A 26,158-nucleotide genomic window follows, 5' to 3' on the forward strand; every position below is an offset into this window, starting at 1 on the left:
AAGAAACATCATCAGTTCATTTAGTCGTTTTCTACGTTGAACAGGTTTTCCATATTCAAGCCTTGCTTGATTAGAATCTCACGTAAACGACGAAGACCTTCAACTTGGATTTGGCGAACACGTTCACGAGTTAGGCTAATTTCACGGCCTACTTCTTCTAGTGTTGATGGTTCATAGCCAAGTAATCCAAAGCGACGCGCAAGCACCTCTTTCTGCTTAGGATTCAGCTCATCAAGCCAGAAAATCAACGAGTTTTTAATATCGCTATCTTGAGTTGAAACCTCAGGATCTGAGTTATTGATGTCCGGAATAATATCCAGTAGCGCTTTCTCACCATCACCACCGATAGGCGTATCAACGGAGCTCACTCTTTCGTTTAGACGAAGCATCTTACTCACATCACCGACTGGCTTATCTAGCTTAGAAGCAATTTCTTCTGCCGTTGGTTCGTGGTCAAGTTTTTGTGATAACTCTCGTGCCGTACGCAGGTAGATATTCAGCTCTTTCACAACATGAATTGGCAAACGGATAGTACGAGTCTGATTCATTAGCGCACGTTCAATGGTTTGACGAATCCACCATGTCGCGTAAGTTGAGAAACGGAAGCCGCGCTCTGGATCAAACTTCTCTACGGCGCGAATCAAGCCTAGGTTGCCTTCTTCAATAAGATCGAGAAGTGCAAGACCACGGTTGCTATAACGACGAGAAATTTTTACCACCAAACGCAGGTTACTTTCGATCATGCGTTTACGTGCTGCTTCATCACCGCGCAGAGCTCGACGTGCATAAAGCACTTCTTCTTCAGCGGTTAATAGTGGTGAGAAACCGATTTCGCCTAAGTAGAGTTGAGTAGCATCTAAACTCTTAGATGTAACTTCAGTCTCTTCTTTCGTTTCGGCTTTCTTTTTGACTGTTCGTTTTGCTTTTCCAAGAGCTTCCGGTTCCGTGGTTGCTTGGTTAAGATCGAACTCTTCTTTGGTTACTGCATTGCTTATACTCATAACGCCTCCCCCTGGCGAAATTAGCATGACATTACAACTTCATATGTCGCTAAATGACTGTGTCACTCCATACAATACGTAATTTTGCATACTGTATTTAAGGTAAATATCGTTTTGGATTAACAGACTTACCTTGGTAACGAATCTCAAAGTGCAGCCTAACACTGCTGGCTCCAGAGCTTCCCATTGTTGCAATCTTCTGCCCTGGTTTCACACTTTGCCCTTCAGATACTAATAGTCGGTCGTTGTGCGCGTATGCACTTAAGTAATTATCATTGTGCTTCACAATCACTAGATTGCCGTAGCCTCGTAGTGCATTACCCGAATAAACAACCGTTCCCCCTGCAGTAGATACTATTGGCTGACCTCGCTGTCCTGCTATGTCTATGCCTTTATTTCCTTGTTCGCCTACAGAGAAATTCTTGATTACTCTCCCTTTAGTTGGCCATAACCATTTGGATACTTTATCACTTGTTGGTTTGGTGGACGGTGTAACATTCTGTTTACCTTTAGACCCAACATACTCCTTTGATTTGGATTGTTCAACCTTCTTTGGTGGATCTTTTTTCACCGGTTTGGCGGAAGTTTGCGCCGGCTTAGAATTAGAGTTTTTACTCTTTACTGGCGTGCTTTTAGGCTTAGTGCTCGCAGACGCTGTCGTGGCCGTGGCTGCAGGAGCAACCACAGCTACCGCAACGACAGTTGATTTACCATACGCTGGCGCGCTATAGCTAGGACGCCATAACTTAAGCTTCTGTCCGGGATGAATAGTGTAAGGTGCTGCGAGGTTGTTATAACTCACAAGGTCTTTGACGTCTTTATTGGTAACATAAGCAATGAAATAAAGGGTATCGCCTTTTTTGACTTCATAGTAACTGCCACGATAACTACCACGATCGATCGATGAGTAATTTTTATTTAGGCTAGAAACTGGCGCAGGCGAGTTAGCCGCACACCCAACAAGTGCACAGCTAAGTAACAAAGTACTTCCTTTAAAAACCTTCGAACGCATCGACTATCTATCCACCTACACCATTAGTCTTGTTATTAAGCTAGCTCACCAGGAACAAGAGGTACAAACCTTACCATTTCAATCACGCTGGATAAGAACTCATCACCATGACGAACAATTTTCAGCAACTGTTGCTCATCATCACCAACAGGAATCAACAAGCGACCACCATCTTTTAACTGCTGCAGGAGTGCTTGAGGGATCGACTCCGCTGCTGCTGTTACAATAATGGCATCAAAAGGCGCCTTTGCTGCCCAGCCTTGCCAACCATCACCATGCTTGGTTGATATGTTGTAGAAATCGAGCTGTTTGAGACGACGTTTAGCATCCCATTGCAATGATTTAATTCTTTCAACCGAATAAACATGATCAACCAGTTGAGCCAAGACCGCTGTTTGATAGCCAGAACCCGTGCCGATTTCTAAAACACGGCTATTTTGCTGTAATTCTAGCAACTCTGTCATCTTAGCGACAATGTACGGCTGAGAAATCGTCTGGCCCTGTCCGATAGGAAGCGCATTATTATCATAGGCTTGATGATACATCGCCTGTGATAAAAAGCTCTCTCTAGGCAGTTGATAAATAGCATCAAGAACCTTTTGATCCTGAATACCATTTTCAATCAGAAAAGTAACTAAGCGCTCTGCTTGAGGATTACTCACTTACTTCCCCCCTAACCATGTTGTCATCGCACCTAACGACTCATGCGCTGTCAGGTCAACTTGTAACGGTGTTACTGACACAAAGCCATGTTCGATAGCGTAAAAGTCGGTGCCTTCACCTGCATCTTGTTCTTTACCTGGAGGACCAAGCCAATAAATATCATGACCACGTGGATCTTTTTGCTTAATCATATCTTCAGCATGATGACGAGCACCTAGGCGAGTCACCTGAGTGCCAGACAACTGTTCTAAAGCTAAATCAGGGATATTGACGTTTAACAGGCGATTGGTTGGGATTGGGTTTGCTAAATGTTGTTCGACGATACGACGAGCAATGGCCGCCGCTGTCTTAAAATGTTTTTTACCCACCAGAGAAAACGCCACCGATTGAACGCCTAAAAAGTGCCCTTCCATGGCTGCTGCCACCGTGCCTGAATAAAGCACATCATCACCCAGATTAGCACCGTGATTAATACCCGTTAATACCAGATCGGGCATATCATTCTTTAGCAGTTCATTTAACGCAAAGTGTACACAGTCGGTCGGTGTTCCTTGTACCGAATATGTATCTTCGGTAATTTCTTGAACACGTAGAGGCTGTTCTAAAGTTAATGAATTTGAAGCACCCGAGCGATTACGGTCAGGTGCCACAATGATAATTTCAGCAAGATCACGTAATTCATTGGCTAGCTCATGAATACCTTGAGCATGCACACCATCATCGTTGCTGAGTAAAATCTTCATCTTGTATCCTTTCTTTTGTTCCAAAGCCAAGTCACTTAATTTCCGATATCAAGTGACTTCGCTCCAAGCAGAATCGTTATTGCTCGTAGCTTCTCTCTACGTGAACTTCTTCAACCAATTCACGAACAATAGCGGTTGCGAAACAACCAGCATCGAGAGAGAACTTAAGAATGACATTATCTTCGTTCACTTCCCAAGTTAAACCCATCGGCTTCAACGAAGCTTCACGGCGATCATGGCGCATACGGTTACCACAAATAAGCGCCATTAGATCCGGTTCAGCATCCAGGTGTTTCTGCTCTAGAGCTTGAGACGCATCAGTCGTCGGTAACGCATTATCTCCAGCCAAAGCAACGGTAATAAACGCAGAACCGTTCGCGATATCTTGATTTACCGTTTCGATATTGTCTGCCGTCACAGCTAATTGAGCGCCGTCTTTAACGACGATATCGCCAACCAATGCCGACGCAAACGCATCTTGCTCAATACGGTCAGAAAGGATTAAGTTGTAGATCCAAGAACGAGCAGCAGAGAGGTACAAGCTGCGCTTATTTTGATTACGCGTGCGAACGTTTTCACGACCCCAACGACGAGCTTCAGATAAGTTGTTACCTTCATTACCGAAGCGCTGAGCACCGAAGTAATTTGGCACGCCTACCTGAGCAACTTTTTCTAAACGCTTTACCACATCATCGCAGTCCGTTACTTCAGACAAAGTCAGCTCAAATTGGTTGCCAATTAAATCGCCTGGACGTAACTTTTTGTTGTGACGCGCTGTCGCCAAGATCTCAATGCTTGGGTATTGTGCGAGAAAAGCAGAAAAGTCAGGTTCACCTTTTGGTAAATGCACACTCAACCACTGTTCTGTCACAGCATGACGGTCTTTCAAACCAGCCCAGCTCACGTCTTTCGACTTAACACCACACGCTTTAGCCAGCTCGTTTGCTACGAAGCTCGTGTTCTCACCAGTTTTACGAATACGCACCATTAGGTGCTCGCCTTCACCAGTAAACTCAAAACCCAAGTCTTCATTAACGACAAAGTGTTCGGCTTTTGCTTTTAGTTTTGCTTTCGCAGTTGGTTTACCGTTTAGGTAAGCCAATGAAGATAAAATATCTGACATGCTGTTCTTTTCGTGTTGGTGCTTACGCACTTTTAGTAATTAGGACCACCGCTTCACATGCGATGCCCTCTTTGCGACCTGTAAAACCTAAACGCTCAGTAGTCGTGGCTTTTACATTCACATTGCTAATGCTTGTTTCTAAATCTTGAGCAATGACTTGGCACATAGAGTCTATATGAGGAGCCATCTTTGGAGCTTGCGCCATGATAGTAATATCAGCATTACCAATCACATAACCTTGCTCTTTTACTCGACGGTAAACATCTTTCAGTAATTCGCGGCTATCTGCGCCTTTCCATTCATCATCCGTATCAGGGAAATGACGACCAATATCACCCGCTGCAATTGAACCCAGTAAAGCATCGCATAATGCGTGCAGGGCAACATCACCGTCTGAGTGTGCGATAAGACCCTGTTCATAAGGGACGCTCACGCCACCAATAATTACCGGGCCTTCACCACCAAATTTGTGTACATCAAAGCCATGGCCAATACGAATCATCATTATTCCTTATTCTGACTTAAATAAAACTCAGCCAAAGCCAGATCTTCAGGCTGAGTAATCTTAAAATTATCTGAACGCCCAGCAATCAGTGCTGGTGATAAACCTTTCCACTCAAACGCAGACGCTTCATCGGTAATTGAAACACCTTGTTGCAAGGCTTCACTCAAGACTTTCCGTAAAGGCTTAGATCGGAACATCTGAGGGGTAAGCGCATGCCAGAGATCGACGCGATCGACCGTGTGTTCAATTTGTCCTTGAGCACCGCGTTTCATTGTATCGCGAACAGGCGCAGCTAAAATCGCGCCAACATCATGGGTCATAGCACCAGAGATCAGTTTGTCGATATCGCTCAATTGGATACAAGGCCTAGCGGCATCATGCACCATCACCCAATCACTGAGTTGCTGTTGAGCAATATAGTCCAGGGCAGAAAGCACCGAGTCGGCTCTTTCCGTCCCGCCGGACACTCTGATCACCTGTGGATTAAGGTTAAGCGGTAATTCAGGGTAATAAGGATCATCGTCGCTGACCGCTACCACAATTTTAGACACCTGAGGGTGAGACAACAGTTTCTCAACGGTGTGCTCTAAAATCGTTTTACCGTGAATTTGAAGATATTGCTTGGGACGGTCGGCCTTCATTCGGCTGCCGACGCCCGCAGCGGGGACCACTGCAATAACGCTTTGAAGTTGGTTCGACATTAATGAGATTCCTCACCAATAATACGATAAAACGTTTCGCCTTCTTTCACCATTCCAAGCTCATGACGTGCGCGCTCTTCTATCGCGTCTAAGCCTTGGCGTAGATCGTCGATTTCCGCAAACATCTCAGCATTACGAAGATGAAGCTTTTCATTTACTTGCTGCTGAACTTGGATTTCGTTGTTCACACCGTAGTAATCAGAAATACCATTTTTACCGAGCCACAGTGTGTGTTGTAGCCAGCCAAACACTATGAGCAGTACTAAAGCAAAAATTCGCATAACACCTTTCGCCGGTTGAAAAAGAAGGAACTAGAATAAGGCACATATATACCATAATGAGCTTATTGGTGCGAGATATGTGGTGTCAGGGAATCAATAAGTAGGGGAATTATTGGACAGAATAGTGAGTGGTAACAATGAAGTTCCCTACTCCTTTCTTCGTTAATCTAGGGAATGACGAATTTTAGGCAAAAAAATGCCCCGCATAAGCGAGGCATTTAAAAAGCTTAGATTAATAATTCGCTAGGAATTATTGACCTTTAACTTCTTTAAGACCGTTGAAAGGAGCTTTAGAACCTAGAGCTTCTTCGATACGGATAAGTTGGTTGTACTTAGCAACACGGTCAGAACGGCTCATAGAACCAGTTTTGATTTGACCTGCAGCTGTACCTACCGCTAGATCAGCGATAGTTGCATCTTCAGTTTCGCCAGAACGGTGAGAGATTACTGCAGTGTAGCCAGCGTCTTTAGCCATCTTGATAGCAGCTAGAGTCTCAGTTAGAGAACCGATTTGGTTGAACTTGATAAGGATAGAGTTAGCTACGCCTTTCTCGATACCTTCAGCAAGAATCTTAGTGTTTGTAACGAAAAGATCGTCACCAACGATTTGAAGCTTGTCGCCTAGAAGTTCAGTTTGGTGCTTGAAGCCATCCCAATCTGACTCGTCAAGACCGTCTTCGATAGAAACGATTGGGAAGTTGTTCGCTAGTTCAGCTAGGTAGTGGTTGAACTCTTCAGAAGTGAAAGTTTTACCTTCGCCCTTCATGTTGTAGATGCCAGCTTCTTTGTCGAAGAACTCAGATGCAGCACAGTCCATAGCAAGAGTAACGTCTTTACCTAGTTCGTAACCAGCAGCTGCAACAGCTTCTGCGATAACTTCTAGAGCTTCAGCGTTAGATTTAAGGTTAGGAGCGAAACCACCTTCATCACCAACTGCAGTGCTGTAGCCTTTAGACTTAAGAACTTTAGCTAGGTTGTGGAATACTTCAGCGCCGATACGCAGACCTTCTTTAAGAGTTTTAGCGCCAACTGGTTGGATCATGAACTCTTGGATGTCAACGTTGTTATCAGCGTGCTCGCCACCGTTGATGATGTTCATCATTGGTAGAGGCATAGAGAACTGACCAGCAGTACCGTTTAGCTCAGCAATGTGCTCGTATAGAGGCATGCCTTTCGCAGCAGCAGCAGCTTTTGCGTTAGCTAGAGAAACAGCAAGGATAGCGTTAGCGCCAAACTTAGACTTGTTCTCAGTACCGTCTAGATCAAGCATAACTTGGTCAACGTCAGCTTGTGCTTTAGCGTCTTTACCAACTAGAGCGTCAGCGATTGGGCCGTTTACAGCTTCAATTGCTTTAAGAACACCTTTACCTAGGAAACGTGATTTGTCGCCGTCACGTAGCTCAAGAGCTTCGCGAGAACCAGTAGATGCGCCAGATGGAGCAGCAGCCATACCTACGAAACCGCCTTCTAGGTGTACTTCAGCTTCTACAGTTGGGTTACCACGTGAATCGATGATTTCACGACCTAGAACTTTAACGATCTTAGACATTGAATGTTTCCTTCTCGTTGAATATATAAATGTCAAATTTAAAGGTAGCAGCACAACTTACGCAGCTACCTGGATTCCTTTTTACTTTTCTAATTCGCCGCGCTGGAATTCGCCAGCCGCTTTAACGAAACCTGCAAACAATGGGTGACCATCGCGAGGTGTTGAAGTGAACTCTGGGTGGAACTGAGCAGCAACAAACCATGGGTGGTTCGGGTTCTCAATAACTTCAACCAGTTTCTTGTCCGCAGACAGACCCGATACTTTTAGGCCCGCTTTTTCGATTTGTGGACGAAGATTGTTGTTCACTTCGTAACGGTGACGGTGACGTTCATGGATCGTCGCGCTACCGTATAATTCGTAAGCTTTCGTCCCTTTCGCTAGGTGACAAAGCTGTGAACCAAGACGCATTGTGCCGCCTAGGTCTGATTTCTCAGTACGCTCTTCAACTTTACCTTCGCCGTCAATCCACTCAGTGATTAGGCCAACAACAGGGTATTTAGTTTCTTTGCAGAATTCAGAAGAGTGTGCACCTTCCATCTTCGCAACGTTACGAGCGTACTCAATAAGAGCAACTTGCATACCTAGACAGATACCTAAGTAAGGTACTTTGTTTTCACGAGCGTATTGTGCAGCAAGGATCTTACCTTCAACACCACGGTCGCCAAAGCCACCAGGAACTAGGATTGCATCTAGGTCTTGTAGAATTTCTGTGCCTTTAGATTCAACATCTTGTGAATCTACATATTTAATTGTGACACTTAGGCGGTTTTTCAAGCCTGCGTGTTTCAGCGCTTCATTTACTGATTTGTATGCGTCAGGCAGTTCAATGTACTTACCAACCATACCAATCGTCACTTCACCCGTTGGGTTAGCTTCTTCGTAAATTACTTGTTCCCACTCAGACAGATCAGCTTCTGGTGCATTGATACCGAAACGCGTACATACAAGATCATCAATGCCTTGAGCACGGATTAATTGTGGGATCTTGTAGATTGAATCTACGTCTTTCATAGAGATAACTGCTTTTTCTTGTACATTACAGAAAAGAGCAATTTTCTTACGTTCGTTTGCTGGGATAACACGATCTGAACGACAAACTAGGATGTCAGGTTGAATACCGATAGACAGTAGCTCTTTTACAGAGTGTTGCGTTGGCTTAGTTTTCACTTCACCCGCAGCTGCTAGGTATGGCACTAGAGTAAGGTGCATGAACATTGCGCGTTCACGGCCTAGTTCTACTGCTAGCTGACGAATCGCTTCCATAAATGGTAGAGATTCAATATCACCTACAGTACCACCAACTTCAACAAGCGCGATATCGTGGCCTTTAGCACCAGAGATTACGCGTTCTTTGATAGAGTTAGTGATGTGAGGGATAACCTGGATTGTTGCACCTAGGTAGTCACCACGACGTTCATTACGTAGAACGTCAGCATAAACACGACCTGCTGTGAAGTTGTTACGCTTAGTCATCTTGGTGCGAATGAATCGCTCATAGTGACCAAGGTCAAGGTCTGTTTCAGCGCCATCTTCCGTAACGAACACTTCACCGTGTTGAGTCGGGCTCATAGTGCCTGGATCAACGTTGATGTAAGGGTCAAGCTTCATCATAGTCACTTTAAGACCACGAGCTTCTAAAATAGCCGCAAGAGATGCTGCTGCAATACCTTTACCTAGAGAGGATACAACCCCGCCAGTAACAAAAATGTAATTTGTCGTCATGTTTAACCTGAAATTGGTTGAATGAGGGAAATGGATTACTTCTGGACGGGATGAAAATATACCAGAAGCCCCTTATCGCCACAACGTGAAATCTATCACACTGCAATTTTTTATTTTTTGCTTCAAATCAATTCATGATAAAAGCTTTGATGATCTTTTCTCCGCCACTTTGACTTCATCCCACATGGAATCAAGCTGTTGTAGAGAAAAGTCGGTCAAAATTTTATCTTGCTGACGAACTTTTTGTTCCACACCTTTAAAGCGGCGTGAAAATTTCAGATTGGCTTTATTGAGAGCCGTTTCTGGATTTTTACCCAAATGTCGCACTAAATTGACGGTAGCAAACAACAAATCACCCAGTTCTTCTTCAACTAAATCTTCGTTTGGCGTTACTTGAAGTGCTTCTTCTAGCACCTCATCAACTTCCTCTAAAACCTTGTCGGCGACTGGCCCAATAGAGTCCCAATCAAAGCCAAATTTCGCGACTTGCTTTTGAATTTTTGTAGCACGCGAAAGTGCAGGTAGAGAGTTTGGTATTGAGTCTAGAATACTTTCTTGAGTTTTGCCTGCCTGTGCTTTCTCTTTGGCTTTTTCAGCTTCCCAGTTGGCATTAATTTCTTCATCACTGGCAAACTCTGTATCAGAAAATACATGTGGATGACGGCGCGTCAGTTTCTCATTGATACCGTCGACCACATCAGAGAATTCAAACAAGCCCTGCTCTTTCGCCAATTGGCTGTAGAAGATTACCTGAAACAACAGGTCACCCAACTCTTCTTGTAGGTTCGGCCAATCTTTGTTGTGAATCGCGTCCACCACCTCGTAGGTTTCTTCGATAGTATGCGGCACAATTGTTTCAAAATTTTGTTTCAAATCCCAAGGACAGCCACCTTCAGGATCGCGCAGCTTAGTCATAATCTGTTCAAGTTGTTCAATCGGGTGATTCATCGTTTTCTTCCTATTCACTGTCTTTGATTTTTAAATTTATAACGTCTTCTAAAACTAAAAAAGGTGAGCAGCCAAAACCACTCACCTTTCTATTTTTTCAGTCATCCTCAAGAGCGAAGAATGAGCGAGTTGGGGATCTCAAATCGCTTGGCGAGATTCCCTATCACGTTCGTCCCTCACTGTAGGGAATGACGAGTATCTTTGTTTTACTAAGTAATTGGCTCTTCTAACAAGGCAACAAACTTACGAGACTTCTGAGCATAGCTTGCCTATGTGATGAAGCGAGTATAGTGTGCAGTTAACACAGTTAGAAAGCCAAGTACGACGTAAAAACTAGCCGAGGCGTTTTACGCTCATCACATCTTTGATTTGCTCGACACGGCTCGTCACTCGACTCAGAATTTCAATGTTGGTCACTTCCAAATCGAAATCCATCACCGATAGCTGACGTTTATAGTCAATACGGCTCTTCATTGTCGTCACACTGACTTTTTCGTTCAAGAACAGGGATGTTATGTCTTTCAACAAGCCGGTACGTTCTAGCGCCTCTACACGCAGCGTTAAGATATACGAGCCTACAAAACCATCGCCCCAGACTGTATCGATAATACGTTCGGGAGCATGCAGGTTAAGTTCACTTAACTGTTCACAATCGCTGCGGTGTACTGAGATACCACGCCCTTGAGTAATGTAACCTTTGATCACATCGCCCGGGATCGGCTGACAACAACGAGCCAAGTGGGTCATTAAGTTATCGACACCTTCAACAACGACAGCATCCTTTTTCGGGCGGCTCTGATGCGCAGGCTTATTGTCAGACTCAAGCAGTTTCTCTAATGCTTTTTTGTCTTCTTCTTCCGCCGTTGGTTTGTTGACCAAAGCATTGATGTGATTAACGACTTGGTTAATACGTAAATCGCCGCTACCAATACCCGCATACAATTCATCTGGAGTATTAACGTTGAATCGTTTCAGCGCATATTGCTCAGCATCTTTTAGTGTTGCACCGACTCTGCCTAGTTCAACTTCTAAGATATCTCGTCCAGCTTCGAGGTTTTTCTCACGACTCTGAGCACGGAACCAAGCGTTAATTTTTGCACGAGCTCGACTTGAATGAACAAAGCCTGTGGTCGGGTTTAGCCAATCACGTGATGGATTCGGTTCTTTTTGAGTGATGATCTCAACCTGATCGCCCATCGCCAACTTATGAGTAAACGGAACGATTCGACCCGCTACTTTGGCACCGATACAACGGTGTCCAACCATCGAGTGGATGTGGTAAGCAAAGTCCAACGGTGTTGCACCCATTGGTAAATCGACCACATCTCCGCGAGGTGTAAAGGCATAGACACGATCATCAAAGACTTGGCTACGTACTTCATCCAGCATCTCGCCAGAATCCGACATCTCTTCTTGCCAGTCGATAAGCTTACGCAACCAAGTAATTTTCTCATCGTAGCCACTGCGTACGCCGCTAGATGCACCTTCTTTGTATTTCCAGTGCGCAGCAACGCCCAATTCAGAGTCTTCATGCATCTGCTTGGTACGAATCTGAATTTCAATGGTCTTGCCTTCAGGGCCAAGAACTACGGTATGAATCGACTGATAACCATTCGGCTTAGGGTTCGCAACATAGTCATCAAATTCACTAGGTAGGTGTTTATATTTGGTGTGAACCACACCTAAGCCGGCATAACAGTCTTGCAGTTGGTCGGCGATAATACGCACCGCACGCACGTCAAAAAGCTCATCAAACTCTAAGCCTTTTTTCTGCATTTTGCGCCAGATACTGTAGATGTGTTTTGGTCGACCGCTGACTTCAGCATTGATGCTTGAACGGTTCATTTCTGACGTGAGATCGTCAACAAAGTCGGTGATGTATTGTTCGCGCACAATACGCCGCTCAGACAGCTGTTTAGCAATCTGCTTGTATGTATCTGGTTGTTGGTAGCGGAAAGCGTAATCTTCAATTTCCCACTTTAGCTGACCAATACCTAAACGGTTTGCAAGAGGCGCATAGATGTTGGCACACTCTTTTGCTGCCGCACGGCGCACAGCATCAGGGGCCTTTTTCACTTCTATGAGGTTACAAATTCGCTCTGCTAGTTTAATGACTACGCAGCGGAAATCATCCACCATGGCCAATAGCATTCGTCGAACATTATCGACTTGACCCGAGGCTGCACTGCCTTCAAGGGTGACATTTAGCTGGCCCAAAGCCGCCATTTCTTCGACGCCATCAATCAGCTTTACGGTTTCCTTTCCGTAACTTTCTTCAAACGCTTCGCGCTCAAAAACACCGCTTGATACGACTGGGAAGAGTTGCGCCGCCACTAAAGTAGCGCGATCCATAGACAAGGTGACCAAGATTTCGATCATCTCGCGACCACGCCAAAGCAAAAGTTCACCTTGCTCGTGATCTTTTAATAGCTCTTCACAGTGACGATAAACTTTGGTCAGTTTATTCGAGGTTTTTGCGTCTTGATTCAGTGACGCAATCCAATTATCTAGCTCAAACTGTTCGCTTGGGTTTAAATGTGCGCTTCGTACCGCAACCATCATGCCTTCCTAGTTATTATGTTTTATACCCAATTCAATATGACTAACTGGTTCCACGTTAGTTCGACTCATATTGATATCAGTGCAGGCTGCCCCGCACCTTTGTAATACATTTTTAAGCCTTATTTAAGGGCTTCTAAGCCTTGATAAAGAGAGCCATCGATTCGAGATGACTGGTATGAGGGAACATGTCCAACATGCCTAGCTTAGCCAATTGGTAGCCTTGTTTTTCTAAGCTCTCTGAATCTCTAGCTAGAGTAGCAGGATTACACGAAACATAAACCACACGCTTCGCTCCTAACCCTGAAATTTGATCAACGATCCCACTCGCTCCAGCACGAGCTGGATCGAGTAAGATTTTATCAAATCTTTCTTTTGCCCAAGGTTGTGAAGACAACTCTTCTTCAAGGTTTGCTTGGTAGAATTCTGTATTGCTTAATTGATTCAAAGCTGCATTAGACGTTGCCTGCTGAACCATTTCATCGACACCTTCAACCCCCACCACAAACGCAGATTGTTGTGCGATAGGCAGACTGAAGTTGCCCAAGCCACAAAACAGGTCGAGCACTCGCTCATCGGCTTGAGGCTCTAACCATTCAATCGCTTGAGTTACCATCTGCTGATTGACCTTTTGATTCACTTGAATGAAGTGGTTTGGCTCAAAAGGTAAGGTTACGCCGGTTTCGCTATAGCTTGGCGTATCACCCACTAAACGAATCAACTTGTCAGTTTCTGGCATAGAATACAGCGTAGCGCCTTCTGACTGAGCCAACTCAATCAAAGATTGCTCATCTTTTTCAACCAAAGGCTTAAGGTGGCGTAGCACCATGACTGGACCAGTATCCCCGATCACTAATTCAACGTGTCCTAAAGAAGTAAGATTGCTGAAAGTATTCAGTAAACTTTTCAGCTTTGGCAGCAAGATATTGAGACGAGGGTCAAGCACCGCACAATCGGTAATATTTTCAATCCGCTTGCTTTGCTTTTTGCGGAAACCAAATTGAAGCTGCTGTGTCTTTTTATCGACAAATAAGCTGATGCGCGCACGGCGACGATAACCGGTTTCATCACCAATAATCGGTTCAACAACATCGGTTTTATCCGTTTGGTATTGGCTCATCAGATGGCTCAAAGACTGCGCTTTATGTTCTACCTGAGAAGAGTAGCCAAGGTGCTGGAGATGACAGCCACCGCACTGATTAAAATGTTTACAGAAAGGCTTCAAACGCAGTTCGCTTGGCTCCAATAATTTAATCAGTTTTGCTCGCGCAAATTTACTCTTACTCTCGACGAGCTGAATAACAACCTGCTCACCCGGCAATGCGCCATCAATGAAAACAGGCTTATTCTTCTGATAAGCAATCCCTGCCCCATTGTGATCCATTCGTTCAACCAAAACCGATTGGTGCTTGGTCTCGAATTGAGTTTTCTTTTTTGGTTGAAAAAAACGTGCCATTGCTTGTGCCTAATGTATCTTTTAATAAGTAATTTGTATCCAGGACTCACTATTATGCCTTGGAATCATTGTCGAACGTCACGGCTTTGATTAAGCTTACCGTTCACTTAACCGCCATTGTGCGCGTTATTTTCCCATATCCAGACCTCGATGTAATTAAAGAACATGACCAGATATGGCTTAAGAGCCCGTGTAATTACCTTAACTCTAGCTCCAACCCTAATTATTGGGCTGCTATTGAGTGCATTTTTCTCATTTAACCGCTATCAAGACCTTGAGGGTCAGGTGGTTAACACTGGTACTAGCATTATAGAACCGCTTGCGATTGCGAGCGCATCAGGCATGCAACTCGAAAGCCGAGAGTCTGTTCGCCAGCTCATCAGCTATGCGCATCGAAAAAACTCTAACCTTGTGCGCAGTATCGCGGTATTTGATGATCGCCATGAGTTGTTCGTAACCTCAAACTTCCACCCCGACTTTGAAAGCCTCACTTATCCCAAAGATAAGCCGATACCGCATTTGAGCTCTTCGAACCTGCTCGATAACACGCTGATTCTCAGGACGCCCATCATCGCTGAGGGGCAATACATCAACTCAGCCAACGGGCAATCGCAAGCGAACCAAGCAATCGGCTATATCGCGATTGAGCTCGACTTATCTTCATTACGATTACAGCAGTATCAAGAGGTGTTTTCTGCTTTCTTGGTGTTGATTCTGGGACTTGGTTTATCGGGCGTGTTTGCGTTCCGCTTAATGCACGATGTAACTCAACCGATCACGCACATGAAAAACATGGTTGACCGGATTCGACGTGGTCACCTCGATGTGCGTATCGAAGGCAAGATGCATGGTGAGCTAGATTCACTGAAAAACGGTATCAACGCGATGGCAGTATCGCTATCAGAGTATCACGTTGAGATGCAACACAGCATCGACCAAGCCACGTCAGATCTACGTGAAACCCTAGAGCAATTAGAGATTCAGAACGTTGAGTTAGACATTGCGAAAAAACGCGCTCAAGAAGCAGCACGTGTTAAGTCTGAGTTCTTGGCTAACATGTCTCACGAATTAAGAACGCCGCTCAACGGTGTGATTGGCTTTACTCGTCAGATGCTTAAGACCCACCTGTCGACCAGCCAAACCGATTACTTGCAGACCATTGAGCGCTCTGCCAATAACCTACTCAGCATCATCAACGACATTCTTGATTTCTCGAAGTTGGAAGCTGGTAAATTAGCACTCGAAAACATTCCATTTGAATTCCAAGCCAGCCTTGAAGAGGTTGTGAACCTTCAAGCAACCAACGCTCATGAGAAAGGCCTAGAGCTGACCCTTAAGATCGATCCGAAAGTACCACCAGGCGTTGTTGGTGATCCGCTGCGTATTCAGCAGATTCTAACCAACCTTGTTGGTAACTCAATCAAGTTTACCGAGCGTGGCAATATCGATATCAGTGTTGAACTTCGTTCTCAGACCGAAGACAACATTGAACTTCAATTCATGGTTCGAGACACCGGTATAGGTATCTCGGAGCGTCAACAGGCTCAGCTATTCCAAGCCTTCAGCCAAGCAGATGCGAGTATCTCTCGCCGTTATGGTGGTACAGGCCTTGGTCTCGTTATCACACAGAAATTGGTAAGCCAAATGGGCGGTGAGATCAGCCTCACTAGTCGCCTGCACCAAGGTTCAACCTTCTGGTTTACCTTAAGGCTATCAACGACTGATATGCCAATGACCGAGCTTATCGAAACTCAATGCCTACAAGACAAACAGTTACTGTTGATCGAGCCGAACATGCAAGCGGCATCGATTACTCAGCAGATCCTAACCCAAGAGGGCTTAGTAGTAACGTACCGTTCGGTTATGCCTGACGAATCTACCTCGTATGACTACGTTCTACTTAACTTAGCCGCGAACCAAGAGTACCAACTTGATACCGTCAGTGGTTGGGCGATTGGGGCGAAGAAGATTGCTCAGAACGTGATTATTGGTACGCCAAGTACCGAACTTGCATTGGGTGAGCAATTGATGAAAGAGGTTGATGTTCAATGCATTACCAAGCCTCTCTCACGTAAGAAACTGCTACAAACTCTGATCTCTAATCAAGCACCAACCTTGATTGCACCAGCGATTGAAACACACTCAGAAGAGAAGCTACCGTTAACGGTACTGGCGGTCGACGATAACCCAGCCAACCTGAAGTTGATTACTGCGTTATTGAAAGAGCGAGTAGAAACCGTGATCAGCTGTACTAATGGTCAACAAGCGATCGACAAAGCGACTAGCACACCATTTGATATCATCTTCATGGATATCCAAATGCCACAAATGGATGGAGTGACCGCTTGTAAGCACATTAAAAAACTCGCTAACAACGCCAACACACCGATTATCGCAGTGACCGCACACGCCATGATGGGTGAGCGAGATCGACTGCTAGCTGCGGGCATGGATGATTACCTAACCAAGCCTATCGAAGAGCATGTCTTACAGCAGGTTCTGCTTCATTGGAGCCCAGCTTCAGAGGTTGAACATATCAATAAAATAGACCCTGAACATCCTGCCGTTGCGGTTGAGATAGATAATAGCCAGCCACAAGAAACAGAAGCGAACGTGCACAAAAACATCATCATTGATTGGCAGGCCGCAATGAAGCAAGCCGCTAACAAAGAGGATCTTGCACGCGACATGCTGCGAATGTTAGTGGACTTTATTCCTGAGGTTTACGAAGCCGCAGAGAAAGCAATAGAAGACAACGACTTCCCTGTTGAAGAACTAATACATATCATCCACAAGATGCACGGCAGCAGCTCATACAGCGGCGTGCCAAGACTAAAATCGGTATGTGCAACGATAGACAAAGAGTTGCGCTCAGGCACTTCCATTGAGGCTATAGAGCCGGAGCTATTTGAATTGCAGGATGAATTAGATAAGGTTCAGGCAACAGCGATTCATTACTTGCAGCCGATTAACAGTTAAAAGTTAGCGGTTGGCTGAAAGCAGTAAGCAGTTAGCAGTTAGCAGTAAATTGAACGCATTCAGATAATAAAAAAGCAGAGCCATGAGCTCTGCTTTTTTTAACTTGAATATTTGGTCAGTGTTAATCAATTCGTTCGTAGCCTAAACACGCTCGCTGTCTAAGCAGACGACTAAACACATGGTTCAGTCCAAAGCTTACGACTCAAGTAATACCGTCGCCACCGCGTAGTGGCGTTCATCGGAAATCGTCAGATGAATCGACTTTGTTCCATTCGCCAGTGCAATTTCCTGAGCTTTTTTATGCAAACTCAAAACGGGCTTGCCATGCTCATCGTTCGATATTTCAAAGTCATGAAAGGTCACACCAAGCGCTATGCCCGTGCCGAGCGCTTTCGATGCCGCTTCTTTAGCCGCAAAACGCTTCGCAAGGTAACGCCCTTTTTGCTTAAGCTGCTGGAATACTTCAAATTCAGAATCGGTCAAAATACGTTGAGCGAAAGCCTCACCACTTCGTGATAGTGCTTTTTCTACACGTTCGATTTCTGCGATATCTGTACCTAATCCAACAACAGCCATGTTTACCTTACTATTAAACTTCGATTTATTGATTCTATTGGTTTTTGATTAACCACTTAACTACTTAACTACTTAACTACTTACTAATTACTAGTTACTAGTTACTAGTTAGAAAGTTAAGCGTTGTTACGTGCTGTTTCCATGATTGCTTTCATGTCTGCAACGGCTTTGTTCAAACCATCAAACACTGCGCGTCCCATGATCGAGTGACCGATGTTCAGCTCGTAGATCTCAGGGAGTGCCGCAATGGGCGCTACGTTGTGGTAAGTCAGACCATGACCAGCATTCACTGTAATACCTAGATCATCTGCGTAGCTTGCGCCTGCTGCAATCTTTTTAAGTTCATCTTGCTGATCTTCTTCTGTTTTCGCATCAGCGTAATGACCAGTATGAAGCTCAATAAACGGCGCACCACATGCTTTTGCTGCATCGATTTGCTCACGATCTGCATCGATAAATAGAGAGACCTTAATACCTGCAGCCGACAGTTTTTCGGTCGCCGCTTTGATTTTCTCTAGTTGACCAACAACATCCAAGCCACCTTCAGTCGTTAGCTCTTCGCGTTTTTCTGGAACTAAGCAAACGAACTCAGGATTGGTATCGAGTGCGATTTGAACCATCTCGTCCGTCACGGCCATCTCAAGATTCATGCGAGTTTGGATTGTCTCAGCAAGAATGCGTACATCACGGTCAACGATATGACGGCGATCTTCGCGTAGGTGAATGGTGATGCCGTCAGCACCTGCACGTTCAGCAATTTCAGCTGCGTGTACTGGGTCTGGATATTTAGTACCACGTGCATTACGTAGTGTTGCAATATGGTCGATATTAACGCCTAAAAGGATTGAGCTCATTTTCCAATACTCCGTGCTCTAGAGAGGGCTATTGTTGGCATAAATAGCTCTCTACTTTTTAATGGTTTGCCGCCAAGATACGGCTTTAAGGCTATGCGTGTAAAGCGTTTTGCCGCTTTTAACTGCTCTTTAGTGATAAACCTACGTTCACTGATTGCGATAAGTTCATCGCCCATAAAAGTGAGGTTATCTCGACGCACCGATGCGATAAAACCTTTCTGCTCTCGATAACGATAAGTCATGCTCGGATCAATCGGTTCACCGGTGCCGGCACAGTGTAAAAAGTCGACGCCATACCCCATAGCGGAAAGTAGAGCCAATTCAAAACGACGTAGCGCTGGCTCAGGATTCTCATTATGAGCGAGTTCTGTTAAGGCATGAAGATAGTCATGAAAAAATGCGGGCATGGCCACTTCGGCCATCAACACTCGCCCAACTAATTCATTAACGTACATGGCTGAATACAGATTAATACCGGCAAGAGGAAGCCCCAAGCTGATCGGTTCAGCTTGGCGTAACGTTTTCATTGAACCATTGCCAGACCACTTAAGCAGCAGAGGCGTAAAAGGTTGCAATGCACCTTTCAAATTAGAACGCTTACTCCGCGCACCTTTAGACATCAACGTCACCCGACCGTACTCTTCACTGAAGACGTCCAGAATCAGGCTCGACTCACTGTATGGTCGACGGTGCAACACAAAGCATCGCTGTAACCCTTCGCTCAATAACTTACCCTTCTTACAGATACAAAAAGAGAGAGTTCGCACTCTCTCTTGTATTTATATTCAATTCAACTTTCTTAATATCAGAAAGTGACGTTCAATATATTATAGATCGTCGATGTAGCCTAACGAGCGAAGTGCACGCTCATCGTCAGCCCAACCAGACTTAACTTTAACCCAAGTCTCTAGGTAAACCTTACGACCGAATAGTTCTTCCATATCGATACGAGCTTCACGACCAATCGTTTTGATCTTCTCGCCCGCTTTACCAATCACCATCTTCTTCTGACCAGTACGTTCAACAAGAATCAAAGCATTGATGTGGAAACCATCGTTATCTGGGTTGTAATCAAAACGCTCGATTTCAACCGTTACTGAGTAAGGTAGTTCTTCGCCTGTGAATCGCATCAGTTTTTCACGGATGATTTCAGAGGCCATAAAGCGCTGTGAGCGATCCGTTACGTACTCTTCAGGGAAGTGGTGCGTCGCTTTTGGTAAAGAGTTACGAACGTGCTTACGCAGTACATCGATATTCTTACCTTGCTTCGCCGAGATTGGCACAACATCAAGGAAGTCCATCTTCTTAGACACTTCCATCATGTGTTGCATCACGTCGGTACGGTCTTGAACGTTGTCTACCTTGTTAATACAAAGGACTACTGGGAAATCTGTTTTTCTCAGCTTGTTCAGTACCATTTCATCGTCGTCAGTCCAGTGAGTACCGTCAACAAGGAAAAATACTAGGTTCACATCGCTCAGTGAGCTGTTCGCCGCACGGTTCATCAAACGGTTGATTGCACGCTTTTCTTCGATGTGAAGTCCAGGAGTATCAACATAGATCGCTTGGTAATCACCTTCAGTTTCTACGCCCATAATACGGTGACGTGTTGTCTGAGGTTTACGTGATGTGATCGAGATTTTCTGACCCAAAATATGGTTCAAAAGCGTCGATTTACCTACGTTTGGTCGACCCACGATAGCGATGAAGCCACAGTGTTGGTTTTCCGGTAGGCCCGTTTTTTTTGCTATCAGATGAAAAGAATGCATCGATATCGAAATCTTGATTGTTATCAGACATTACTTAGTTGCTCTAATGCTGTTTCAGCAGCCGCTTGTTCTGCCTTGCGGCGGCTAGTGCCTTTACCGATAACAGGTTTATCCACACCTGCCACTTCACACTCAACCGTAAACTCTTGGTTGTGTGCTTCACCTTTAATATTAGTCACTGTGTAGACAGGTAGGGGATTTCTTCGACCTTGTAAAAACTCTTGTAGACGAGTTTTCGGATCTTTTTGAGATACACCAGGCTGAATAGACTCTAGGCGAGATTGGTACCAGCTTAAAATAATGCGGCGAACAACCTCGGTATCACTATCTAAATAGACAGCACCGATGATCGCTTCAACAGCATCCGCTAGAATAGAATCACGACGGAAACCGCCACTCTTCAACTCACCTGGACCTAATTTTAAGTAATCTCCTAGTTCGAATTCACGACCTAGTTCTGCCAATGTATGACCACGTACTAATGTTGCGCGCATGCGGCTCATATCACCTTCGTTTACCTTAGGGAAACGGTGGTAAAGATCATCAGCGATAACAAAACTTAAAATTGAATCGCCCAGAAACTCAAGACGTTCGTTGTGTTTACCTGCGGCGCTGCGGTGAGTCAGCGCCAGATGGATAAGATCGGCATCATTAAACTGATAGCCAATCTTTCTCTCTAGTTTATCAATTGGAGAATTCATGCTCTCTCGATGTGTTATGTGATCGATTAGTGAATCCCACCGATGCGATTAAAACGCACACCAGTAGGAATCCATGTTGGAAGTACACTGTCTGAACCGCGTTCGAATTCGAAGCTGATCCAAATAGCAACGGCCTTACCAACAAGGTTTGCTTCAGGGACAAAGCCCCAGTAACGGCTATCAGCACTGTTGTCACGGTTATCACCCATCACAAAGTATTGGCCTTCTGGAACGATCCACTCGTTAACACCATTGCGGGGTTGATATGCTTGCACACGATCACGACGTAATGGGTTAACTAAAATTTGGTGCTCCACGTCACCCAGCTGTTCATTCAGCTGAATCAGAGGCACACCGTCTTGAATAAATTGGCTTTCTTCAACGTGACTTAGTTTCACTGGTTCACAGCTACTTGTACCCTTCGCTTGAATGCAGACCTCTTTGCGGCTGCTGTAGCGAATTGTGTCGCCAGGCATACCAACAACACGTTTGATGTAGTCGATATTCGGCTGAGGAGGGTACTTAAATACGATTGAGTCACCGCGTTCTGGCTTGCCTGTTTCTACCAACTGAGTGCGCCATACTGGGTCTTTTAGACCGTACGCGTACTTCTCTACCAAGATGAAATCACCAACCAAAAGGGTTGGCATCATCGAACCAGATGGGATTTGAAACGGTTCATAGATGAATGAACGCAAGATCAAAACAAATGCAATTACCGGGAAAATGGACACACTGTTCTCAACCCACCAAGGCTGAGCCGTAACTTTTGCGCTGGTTTCAGCGTCTAGGCCATTTGATTGTGCTTCAACGTTAGCCAGTTTTTGTTGGCGCTTCTTCGCCCACACAAACTTTTCCAACGCCCATACAATGCCGGTCACTAGAGTTACGATCACTAAGATAAGCGAAAATGTATTAGCCATTGATATCCCTTAAATTTCATTTCTTTAAAAATAACGAAAGTGAAAGAATAGCGAGCTACTCTTCCACTTTCAATTATTCGTTTAATGCTGGATAAAGTTAGTCTTTACCAACATGAAGAATCGCTAAGAATGCTTCTTGAGGCAGTTCAACGTTACCGATCTGCTTCATACGCTTCTTACCTTCTTTTTGTTTCTTAAGAAGTTTCTTCTTACGACTGATATCACCACCGTAACATTTTGCGATTACGTTCTTACGCAGTTGTTTCACTGTAGAACGAGCAATGATGTGGTTACCAATCGCGGCTTGAATCGCGATATCAAACATTTGACGAGGGATGAATTCTTTCATCTTCTCAACCAATAGACGACCACGAGACTGTGCAATGTCTTTGTGCGTAATGATAGCCAGTGCGTCAACCGTTTCGCCATTAAGCAATACGTCTACACGAACCATGTTCGACACTTCAAAACGTTGGAAGTTGTAATCCAGTGACGCATAGCCACGAGATGTTGATTTCAAACGGTCGAAGAAGTCTAGAACCACTTCTGCCATTGGCAGGTCGTAAGTCACAGCAACTTGCTTACCGTGGTAAACCATATCAACTTGAACACCACGTTTTTCTACACATAAGGTAATTACGTTACCTAGGTAGTCAGACGGTACAAGGATATTACAACGAGCGATAGGCTCACGAATTTCTTCTAAATCATTAGTCGCAGGCAGTTTAGCCGGGCTATCAACGTAAAGAATGCTGCCATCCGTTTTTACAACTTCGTACACTACGGTTGGTGCCGTTGTGATTAGGTCTAGGTCGTATTCACGCTCTAAACGCTCTTGGATGATCTCCATGTGAAGCATTCCTAAGAAGCCACAACGGAAACCAAAACCAAGTGCTGCTGAACTTTCTGGTTCGAAGAACAGTGATGCATCGTTCAGGCTTAGTTTGCCTAGTGCGTCACGGAAGTTTTCGTAGTCATCAGACGATACTGGGAATAGACCTGCATATACCTGAGGCTTCACTTTTTGGAAACCAGGTAGACGTTCTGTGCTGCCGCCTTTTGCAAGCGTCAACGTATCACCAACAGGTGCGCCAAGGATGTCTTTAATACCACAAACAACCCAACCCACTTCGCCAGTATTTAGCTCAGTTGTGTCGATTTGCTTAGGAGTGAAGATACCTAGACGGTCAACACCCCAAACTTGGTCTGTCGACATTACTTTAATCTTGTCGTTCTTCTTCAGCTTACCGTTCTTGATACGAACCAAAGAAACAACGCCTAAGTAGTTATCGAACCAAGAGTCGATGATCAGCGCTTGTAGTGGCGCTTCTGGATCACCTTCTGGTGGTGGGATAGCCGTTACGATGTTTTCAAGAACGTCGTCAACACCGATACCGGTTTTTGCAGAACAACGAGTCGCTTCCATCGCATCGATACCAACGATCTCTTCGATTTCTTCAGCAACACGCTCAGGTTCAGCTGCAGGTAAGTCAATCTTGTTCAAGATTGGCACTACTTCCAGTTCCATTTCGATCGCGGTGTAACAGTTTGCTAGAGTTTGTGCTTCAACACCTTGACCAGCATCCACAACCAATAGCGCGCCTTCACAAGCGGCTAAAGAACGAGATACTTCGTAAGAGAAATCTACGTGTCCTGGAGTGTCGATAAAGTTAAGTTGGTAAGTTTCACCATCTTTCGCTTTGTAATCTAAAGTCACACTCTGCGCTTTAATTGTAATACCACGCTCGCGTTCTATATCCATAGAATCGAGGACTTGAGCTGCCATCTCACGTTCACTTAACCCTCCACAAACTTGGATTAAGCGGTCAGAAAGGGTCGACTTACCGTGGTCGATGTGGGCGATAATCGAAAAATTACGAATGTGCTTCATAGGCTTGGTGTGACTAAACTCTTTGAATAGGGATAATAAGAAAGCCGCGACGCGTCCAATCTACAGTCAGCATTGGTGGCGGCATTTCAATCAAGTTGGCAGATTCTACCCAATTTAAGGGCAAGAAGCATCATAAATTAGACGAGAGGCTCGCCTAGGATTCGAATCAAGACGACTTCTTGCTTGGATTTGTCTTCCATAGGTTTGGCTAACCGCTTAGCTAAGGCAATACCACCAGCAGTAAACAGCACAGCACTTAAGATAACAATGCCCTCGCCCCCTTGGAGTAAGGGTTGTAACAAGAGTTGTCCAAAACCAGCACCAATCATCAACATGAAAAGTGGAATGAGGTAAACAATCGCCGCCGACTGAAGTAGGCTTTTTTCTGGAAAGCCAATTTCTACGATTTGTCCTGCTTTAACTAAACTTTTGGTTTTAAGCTGCCAAAACAAAGATTTATTGCCGACAGCTTTAGTAACAATACCGGTTCCACAGCTCTTTTGAGAAGAACAGCTACTGCAACTGGTTTGTTGTTCGCAGCTCAGATGAACAAAAAATTGCTTACCTTTTTGTTCGACTGAGCTGACGGTAGCAAGCGCGGTCATCATTGCGCTGGAACCGAATTAGCAAACTTGATTGATTGAGCAATACGCTTAGCGGTGGCTGGCGGAATGTCACCCACTACAGAGATCTCGCGGTCTCCATTCACTAAACTGTGTAACGTTCGACGTCCTTGACGCACCAACTGACCTTTCAATGAATGTTCATCTTTATCGGCAACGTACACCGAGAAACTGAATAATCCATCACTGAACAGTTGGCTCTCAACCATTTTATTGGTTGCCGCCATTGGATAACGACTGAGTTCTTTTGACTTAAAGCCTTCCGGAATCCAAGACACTTCCCAGTTAGTTTCACTCACTAAACCTTCAGGCAATGACAGTACTTTCGGCAGTTGAGCGCTATTCAAGCCCCCCATCGCCTCTGCAATTTTGTCATTTACCACGTAAGAAATAGTGCGGTACTGTTCTAAGACCTCACCGTCACGATCAAGAAGATCGGCACGTAAAGGAAGATTGGTTTTTTCGTCAACCCATACGACATAAGAATAGCGAAGCCCATCTTTCGGAACCACTCGCAATACTTGTGTAGTACTTCCAGCTTCACGAGCTCGACCAACTTTAACGAAATCGTAGTAGTCGTTAAGCGCGTCAATATCTCGGTTAATCATAGGAATGACAGGTGCAACCATGCTGCCAGACTGGATAGTGAATGGTTCTGTACCCGGTTCTATATAGCTAACTTCGTCGCCACGTCGAATGACTTCGCGAACAGGGCCGCTTAAGTAAACAAGGTGTGCTAGTTGTTGGTCGTCGTTAACTGCATGACGATAAAGCAGAGGTTCAATACTGCTCTTCTTTATCAAGATATAGGAGAGTTCGTAATTTAGATGCTGACTGGCCTCGTTCATTTGATGCAATAACGCCTTTGCAGTAATTTCCTCTGCAAAGGCCGTTGGAGACATCAAGCTGAACAGTGTCAGTGCACTGACCAGGATTTTCTTCATTCAATGTCCGATTCTAGATGTGCATCTTGCATTGGCGATGCATCACTGTTTAATCTTAGCTGTAACTCATAATCTTCTAACAATGCATGAACGCGTTTGCGCTGCTCTTGCAAGTTAGCTTCAGATGCTGGTTTCTCAACAGAGTCACGCGTCAAGCTTACTGGTTCAGCAGAACCCGCAAACGGAATCGTCTGGAGTACAGGCAGCTGTTCTGGTGCTGCTGGGTCACTGCCACCATATTGTTGAACACCTAACACAACAGCTAGAGAAACACAGGCTGCAACGGCAACTTGTCCAAACTGTTGTAACCAAGCAGGAAGCTGGCGCTTAGCTTGTTGAGGTTTCGGTTGTTCTTCAATTGGAGCAACAACAGGTTCTACATTCACTTGGTGCAAGTTCGACATTGAACCGTGTGCTGGCTCGCTTTCAAGCGCAGCGGCAACACTGTTAGCAATGTTCCAACCTTGACTTTCTGGCGCATCCCCACGCATTACATCACCAATTAAATGGTAATTCTGCCAGGTATCCATGCTTTCTTGATCAGACTCCAACTCTGCAATCAGAGCTTTGTCGATCATTTCTCCATCCATGAGTGTCGAAAGCTTTTCTTTATCAGCCATTATTTTCACCATAAT

General features: G+C 44.9%; 23 protein-coding genes and 1 pseudogene. 1 reads left to right on the top strand and 23 read right to left on the bottom strand.

Annotation, left to right across the window (positions count from 1 at the left end):
• Positions 1-20 precede the first annotated feature (20 nt).
• The 13 genes from rpoS to rlmD form a co-directional block, all read right to left on the bottom strand.
• Positions 21-1,001 carry an RNA polymerase sigma factor RpoS gene (gene rpoS / locus QWZ07_RS19710; RefSeq protein WP_029223238.1) on the bottom strand — a complete coding sequence of 327 codons (981 nt, stop codon included), beginning with the start codon at positions 999-1,001 and terminating at the stop codon, positions 21-23.
• 97 nt (positions 1,002-1,098) lie between these two features.
• Positions 1,099-2,013 carry a murein hydrolase activator NlpD gene (gene nlpD / locus QWZ07_RS19715; protein ID WP_192852308.1) on the bottom strand — a complete coding sequence of 305 codons (915 nt, stop codon included), beginning with the start codon at positions 2,011-2,013 and terminating at the stop codon, positions 1,099-1,101.
• 35 nt (positions 2,014-2,048) lie between these two features.
• Complete coding sequence (locus QWZ07_RS19720) at positions 2,049-2,675, bottom strand: protein-L-isoaspartate(D-aspartate) O-methyltransferase (protein ID WP_065110786.1); 627 nt, start codon at positions 2,673-2,675, stop codon at positions 2,049-2,051.
• Complete coding sequence (gene surE / locus QWZ07_RS19725; protein WP_192852309.1) at positions 2,676-3,419, bottom strand: 5'/3'-nucleotidase SurE; 744 nt, start codon at positions 3,417-3,419, stop codon at positions 2,676-2,678. It abuts the gene before it with no gap.
• A gap of 76 nt (positions 3,420-3,495) precedes the next feature.
• On the bottom strand, positions 3,496-4,542 hold the full coding sequence (truD, locus tag QWZ07_RS19730) for a tRNA pseudouridine(13) synthase TruD (RefSeq protein WP_192852310.1): 1,047 nt from the start codon (positions 4,540-4,542) through the stop codon (positions 3,496-3,498).
• Positions 4,543-4,564: 22 nt separating this feature from the next.
• Complete coding sequence (gene ispF / locus QWZ07_RS19735) at positions 4,565-5,044, bottom strand: 2-C-methyl-D-erythritol 2,4-cyclodiphosphate synthase (RefSeq protein WP_102340797.1); 480 nt, start codon at positions 5,042-5,044, stop codon at positions 4,565-4,567.
• Between the two features lie 2 nt (positions 5,045-5,046).
• On the bottom strand, positions 5,047-5,748 hold the full coding sequence (gene ispD / locus QWZ07_RS19740; protein WP_017090808.1) for a 2-C-methyl-D-erythritol 4-phosphate cytidylyltransferase: 702 nt from the start codon (positions 5,746-5,748) through the stop codon (positions 5,047-5,049).
• Positions 5,748-6,029 (bottom strand): cell division protein FtsB, encoded by a 282-nt coding sequence (ftsB, locus tag QWZ07_RS19745; RefSeq protein WP_004735394.1) that lies wholly within the window; start codon positions 6,027-6,029, stop codon positions 5,748-5,750. Before ftsB ends, ispD begins: the two co-directional genes overlap by 1 nt.
• A gap of 250 nt (positions 6,030-6,279) precedes the next feature.
• Positions 6,280-7,578 (bottom strand): phosphopyruvate hydratase, encoded by a 1,299-nt coding sequence (gene eno / locus QWZ07_RS19750; protein WP_004735393.1) that lies wholly within the window; start codon positions 7,576-7,578, stop codon positions 6,280-6,282.
• 81 nt (positions 7,579-7,659) lie between these two features.
• Entirely contained in the window at positions 7,660-9,300 is a 1,641-nt protein-coding gene (gene pyrG / locus QWZ07_RS19755) for a CTP synthase (RefSeq protein WP_017108150.1), read from the bottom strand.
• Positions 9,301-9,432: 132 nt separating this feature from the next.
• Positions 9,433-10,248 carry a nucleoside triphosphate pyrophosphohydrolase gene (gene mazG / locus QWZ07_RS19760; protein ID WP_029222469.1) on the bottom strand — a complete coding sequence of 272 codons (816 nt, stop codon included), beginning with the start codon at positions 10,246-10,248 and terminating at the stop codon, positions 9,433-9,435.
• A 333-nt stretch (positions 10,249-10,581) separates the two neighbouring features.
• Entirely contained in the window at positions 10,582-12,807 is a 2,226-nt protein-coding gene (relA, locus tag QWZ07_RS19765) for a GTP diphosphokinase (RefSeq protein ID WP_029223233.1), read from the bottom strand.
• A gap of 136 nt (positions 12,808-12,943) precedes the next feature.
• The gene (gene rlmD / locus QWZ07_RS19770; RefSeq protein ID WP_192852311.1) at positions 12,944-14,263 is read right to left on the bottom strand and encodes a 23S rRNA (uracil(1939)-C(5))-methyltransferase RlmD; all 1,320 of its coding nucleotides are present in this window, start codon (positions 14,261-14,263) and stop codon (positions 12,944-12,946) included.
• A gap of 165 nt (positions 14,264-14,428) precedes the next feature.
• On the opposite strand from rlmD, the gene barA reads away from it, so the two are divergent.
• Positions 14,429-17,242 carry a two-component sensor histidine kinase BarA gene (gene barA / locus QWZ07_RS19775; RefSeq protein WP_192852312.1) on the top strand — a complete coding sequence of 938 codons (2,814 nt, stop codon included), beginning with the start codon at positions 14,429-14,431 and terminating at the stop codon, positions 17,240-17,242.
• Positions 17,243-17,437: 195 nt separating this feature from the next.
• On the opposite strand, the gene acpS is transcribed toward barA, so the two are convergent.
• The 10 genes and pseudogenes from acpS to QWZ07_RS19825 form a co-directional block, all read right to left on the bottom strand.
• Positions 17,438-17,818, bottom strand: a complete 381-nt coding sequence (gene acpS / locus QWZ07_RS19780) for a holo-ACP synthase (RefSeq protein ID WP_017108688.1) — start codon at positions 17,816-17,818, stop codon at positions 17,438-17,440.
• Between the two features lie 116 nt (positions 17,819-17,934).
• Positions 17,935-18,672, bottom strand: a complete 738-nt coding sequence (gene pdxJ / locus QWZ07_RS19785) for a pyridoxine 5'-phosphate synthase (protein ID WP_017108145.1) — start codon at positions 18,670-18,672, stop codon at positions 17,935-17,937.
• The gene (recO, locus tag QWZ07_RS19790; RefSeq protein WP_017108686.1) at positions 18,669-19,397 is read right to left on the bottom strand and encodes a DNA repair protein RecO; all 729 of its coding nucleotides are present in this window, start codon (positions 19,395-19,397) and stop codon (positions 18,669-18,671) included. The genes pdxJ and recO overlap by 4 nt, the downstream gene beginning before the upstream one ends.
• Before the next feature lie 102 nt (positions 19,398-19,499).
• A pseudogene (era, locus tag QWZ07_RS19795) lies at positions 19,500-20,472 on the bottom strand (GTPase Era).
• Positions 20,465-21,142, bottom strand: coding sequence for a ribonuclease III (gene rnc / locus QWZ07_RS19800; protein ID WP_004735383.1), 678 nt, complete (start codon positions 21,140-21,142; stop codon positions 20,465-20,467). The pseudogene era and the gene rnc overlap by 8 nt, the downstream one beginning before the upstream one ends.
• 26 nt (positions 21,143-21,168) lie before the next feature.
• Positions 21,169-22,065: a signal peptidase I gene (lepB, locus tag QWZ07_RS19805; protein ID WP_065110781.1), complete on the bottom strand. Its 897-nt coding sequence runs from the start codon at positions 22,063-22,065 to the stop codon at positions 21,169-21,171.
• Between the two features lie 97 nt (positions 22,066-22,162).
• Positions 22,163-23,956 carry a translation elongation factor 4 gene (lepA, locus tag QWZ07_RS19810; protein ID WP_017108143.1) on the bottom strand — a complete coding sequence of 598 codons (1,794 nt, stop codon included), beginning with the start codon at positions 23,954-23,956 and terminating at the stop codon, positions 22,163-22,165.
• A gap of 137 nt (positions 23,957-24,093) precedes the next feature.
• Entirely contained in the window at positions 24,094-24,564 is a 471-nt protein-coding gene (locus QWZ07_RS19815) for a SoxR reducing system RseC family protein (protein WP_192852313.1), read from the bottom strand.
• Positions 24,561-25,523 carry a sigma-E factor regulatory protein RseB gene (gene rseB, locus QWZ07_RS19820; RefSeq protein WP_017108141.1) on the bottom strand — a complete coding sequence of 321 codons (963 nt, stop codon included), beginning with the start codon at positions 25,521-25,523 and terminating at the stop codon, positions 24,561-24,563. The genes QWZ07_RS19815 and rseB overlap by 4 nt, the downstream gene beginning before the upstream one ends.
• A complete protein-coding gene (locus tag QWZ07_RS19825; protein ID WP_029223232.1) occupies positions 25,520-26,143 on the bottom strand; it encodes a sigma-E factor negative regulatory protein in 624 nt (207 codons plus the stop codon). The genes rseB and QWZ07_RS19825 overlap by 4 nt, the downstream gene beginning before the upstream one ends.
• Between the last annotated feature and the right edge of the window lie 15 nt (positions 26,144-26,158).

The sequence above is a fragment of the Vibrio lentus genome (assembly GCF_030409755.1).
GTDB lineage: Bacteria > Pseudomonadota > Gammaproteobacteria > Enterobacterales > Vibrionaceae > Vibrio > Vibrio lentus.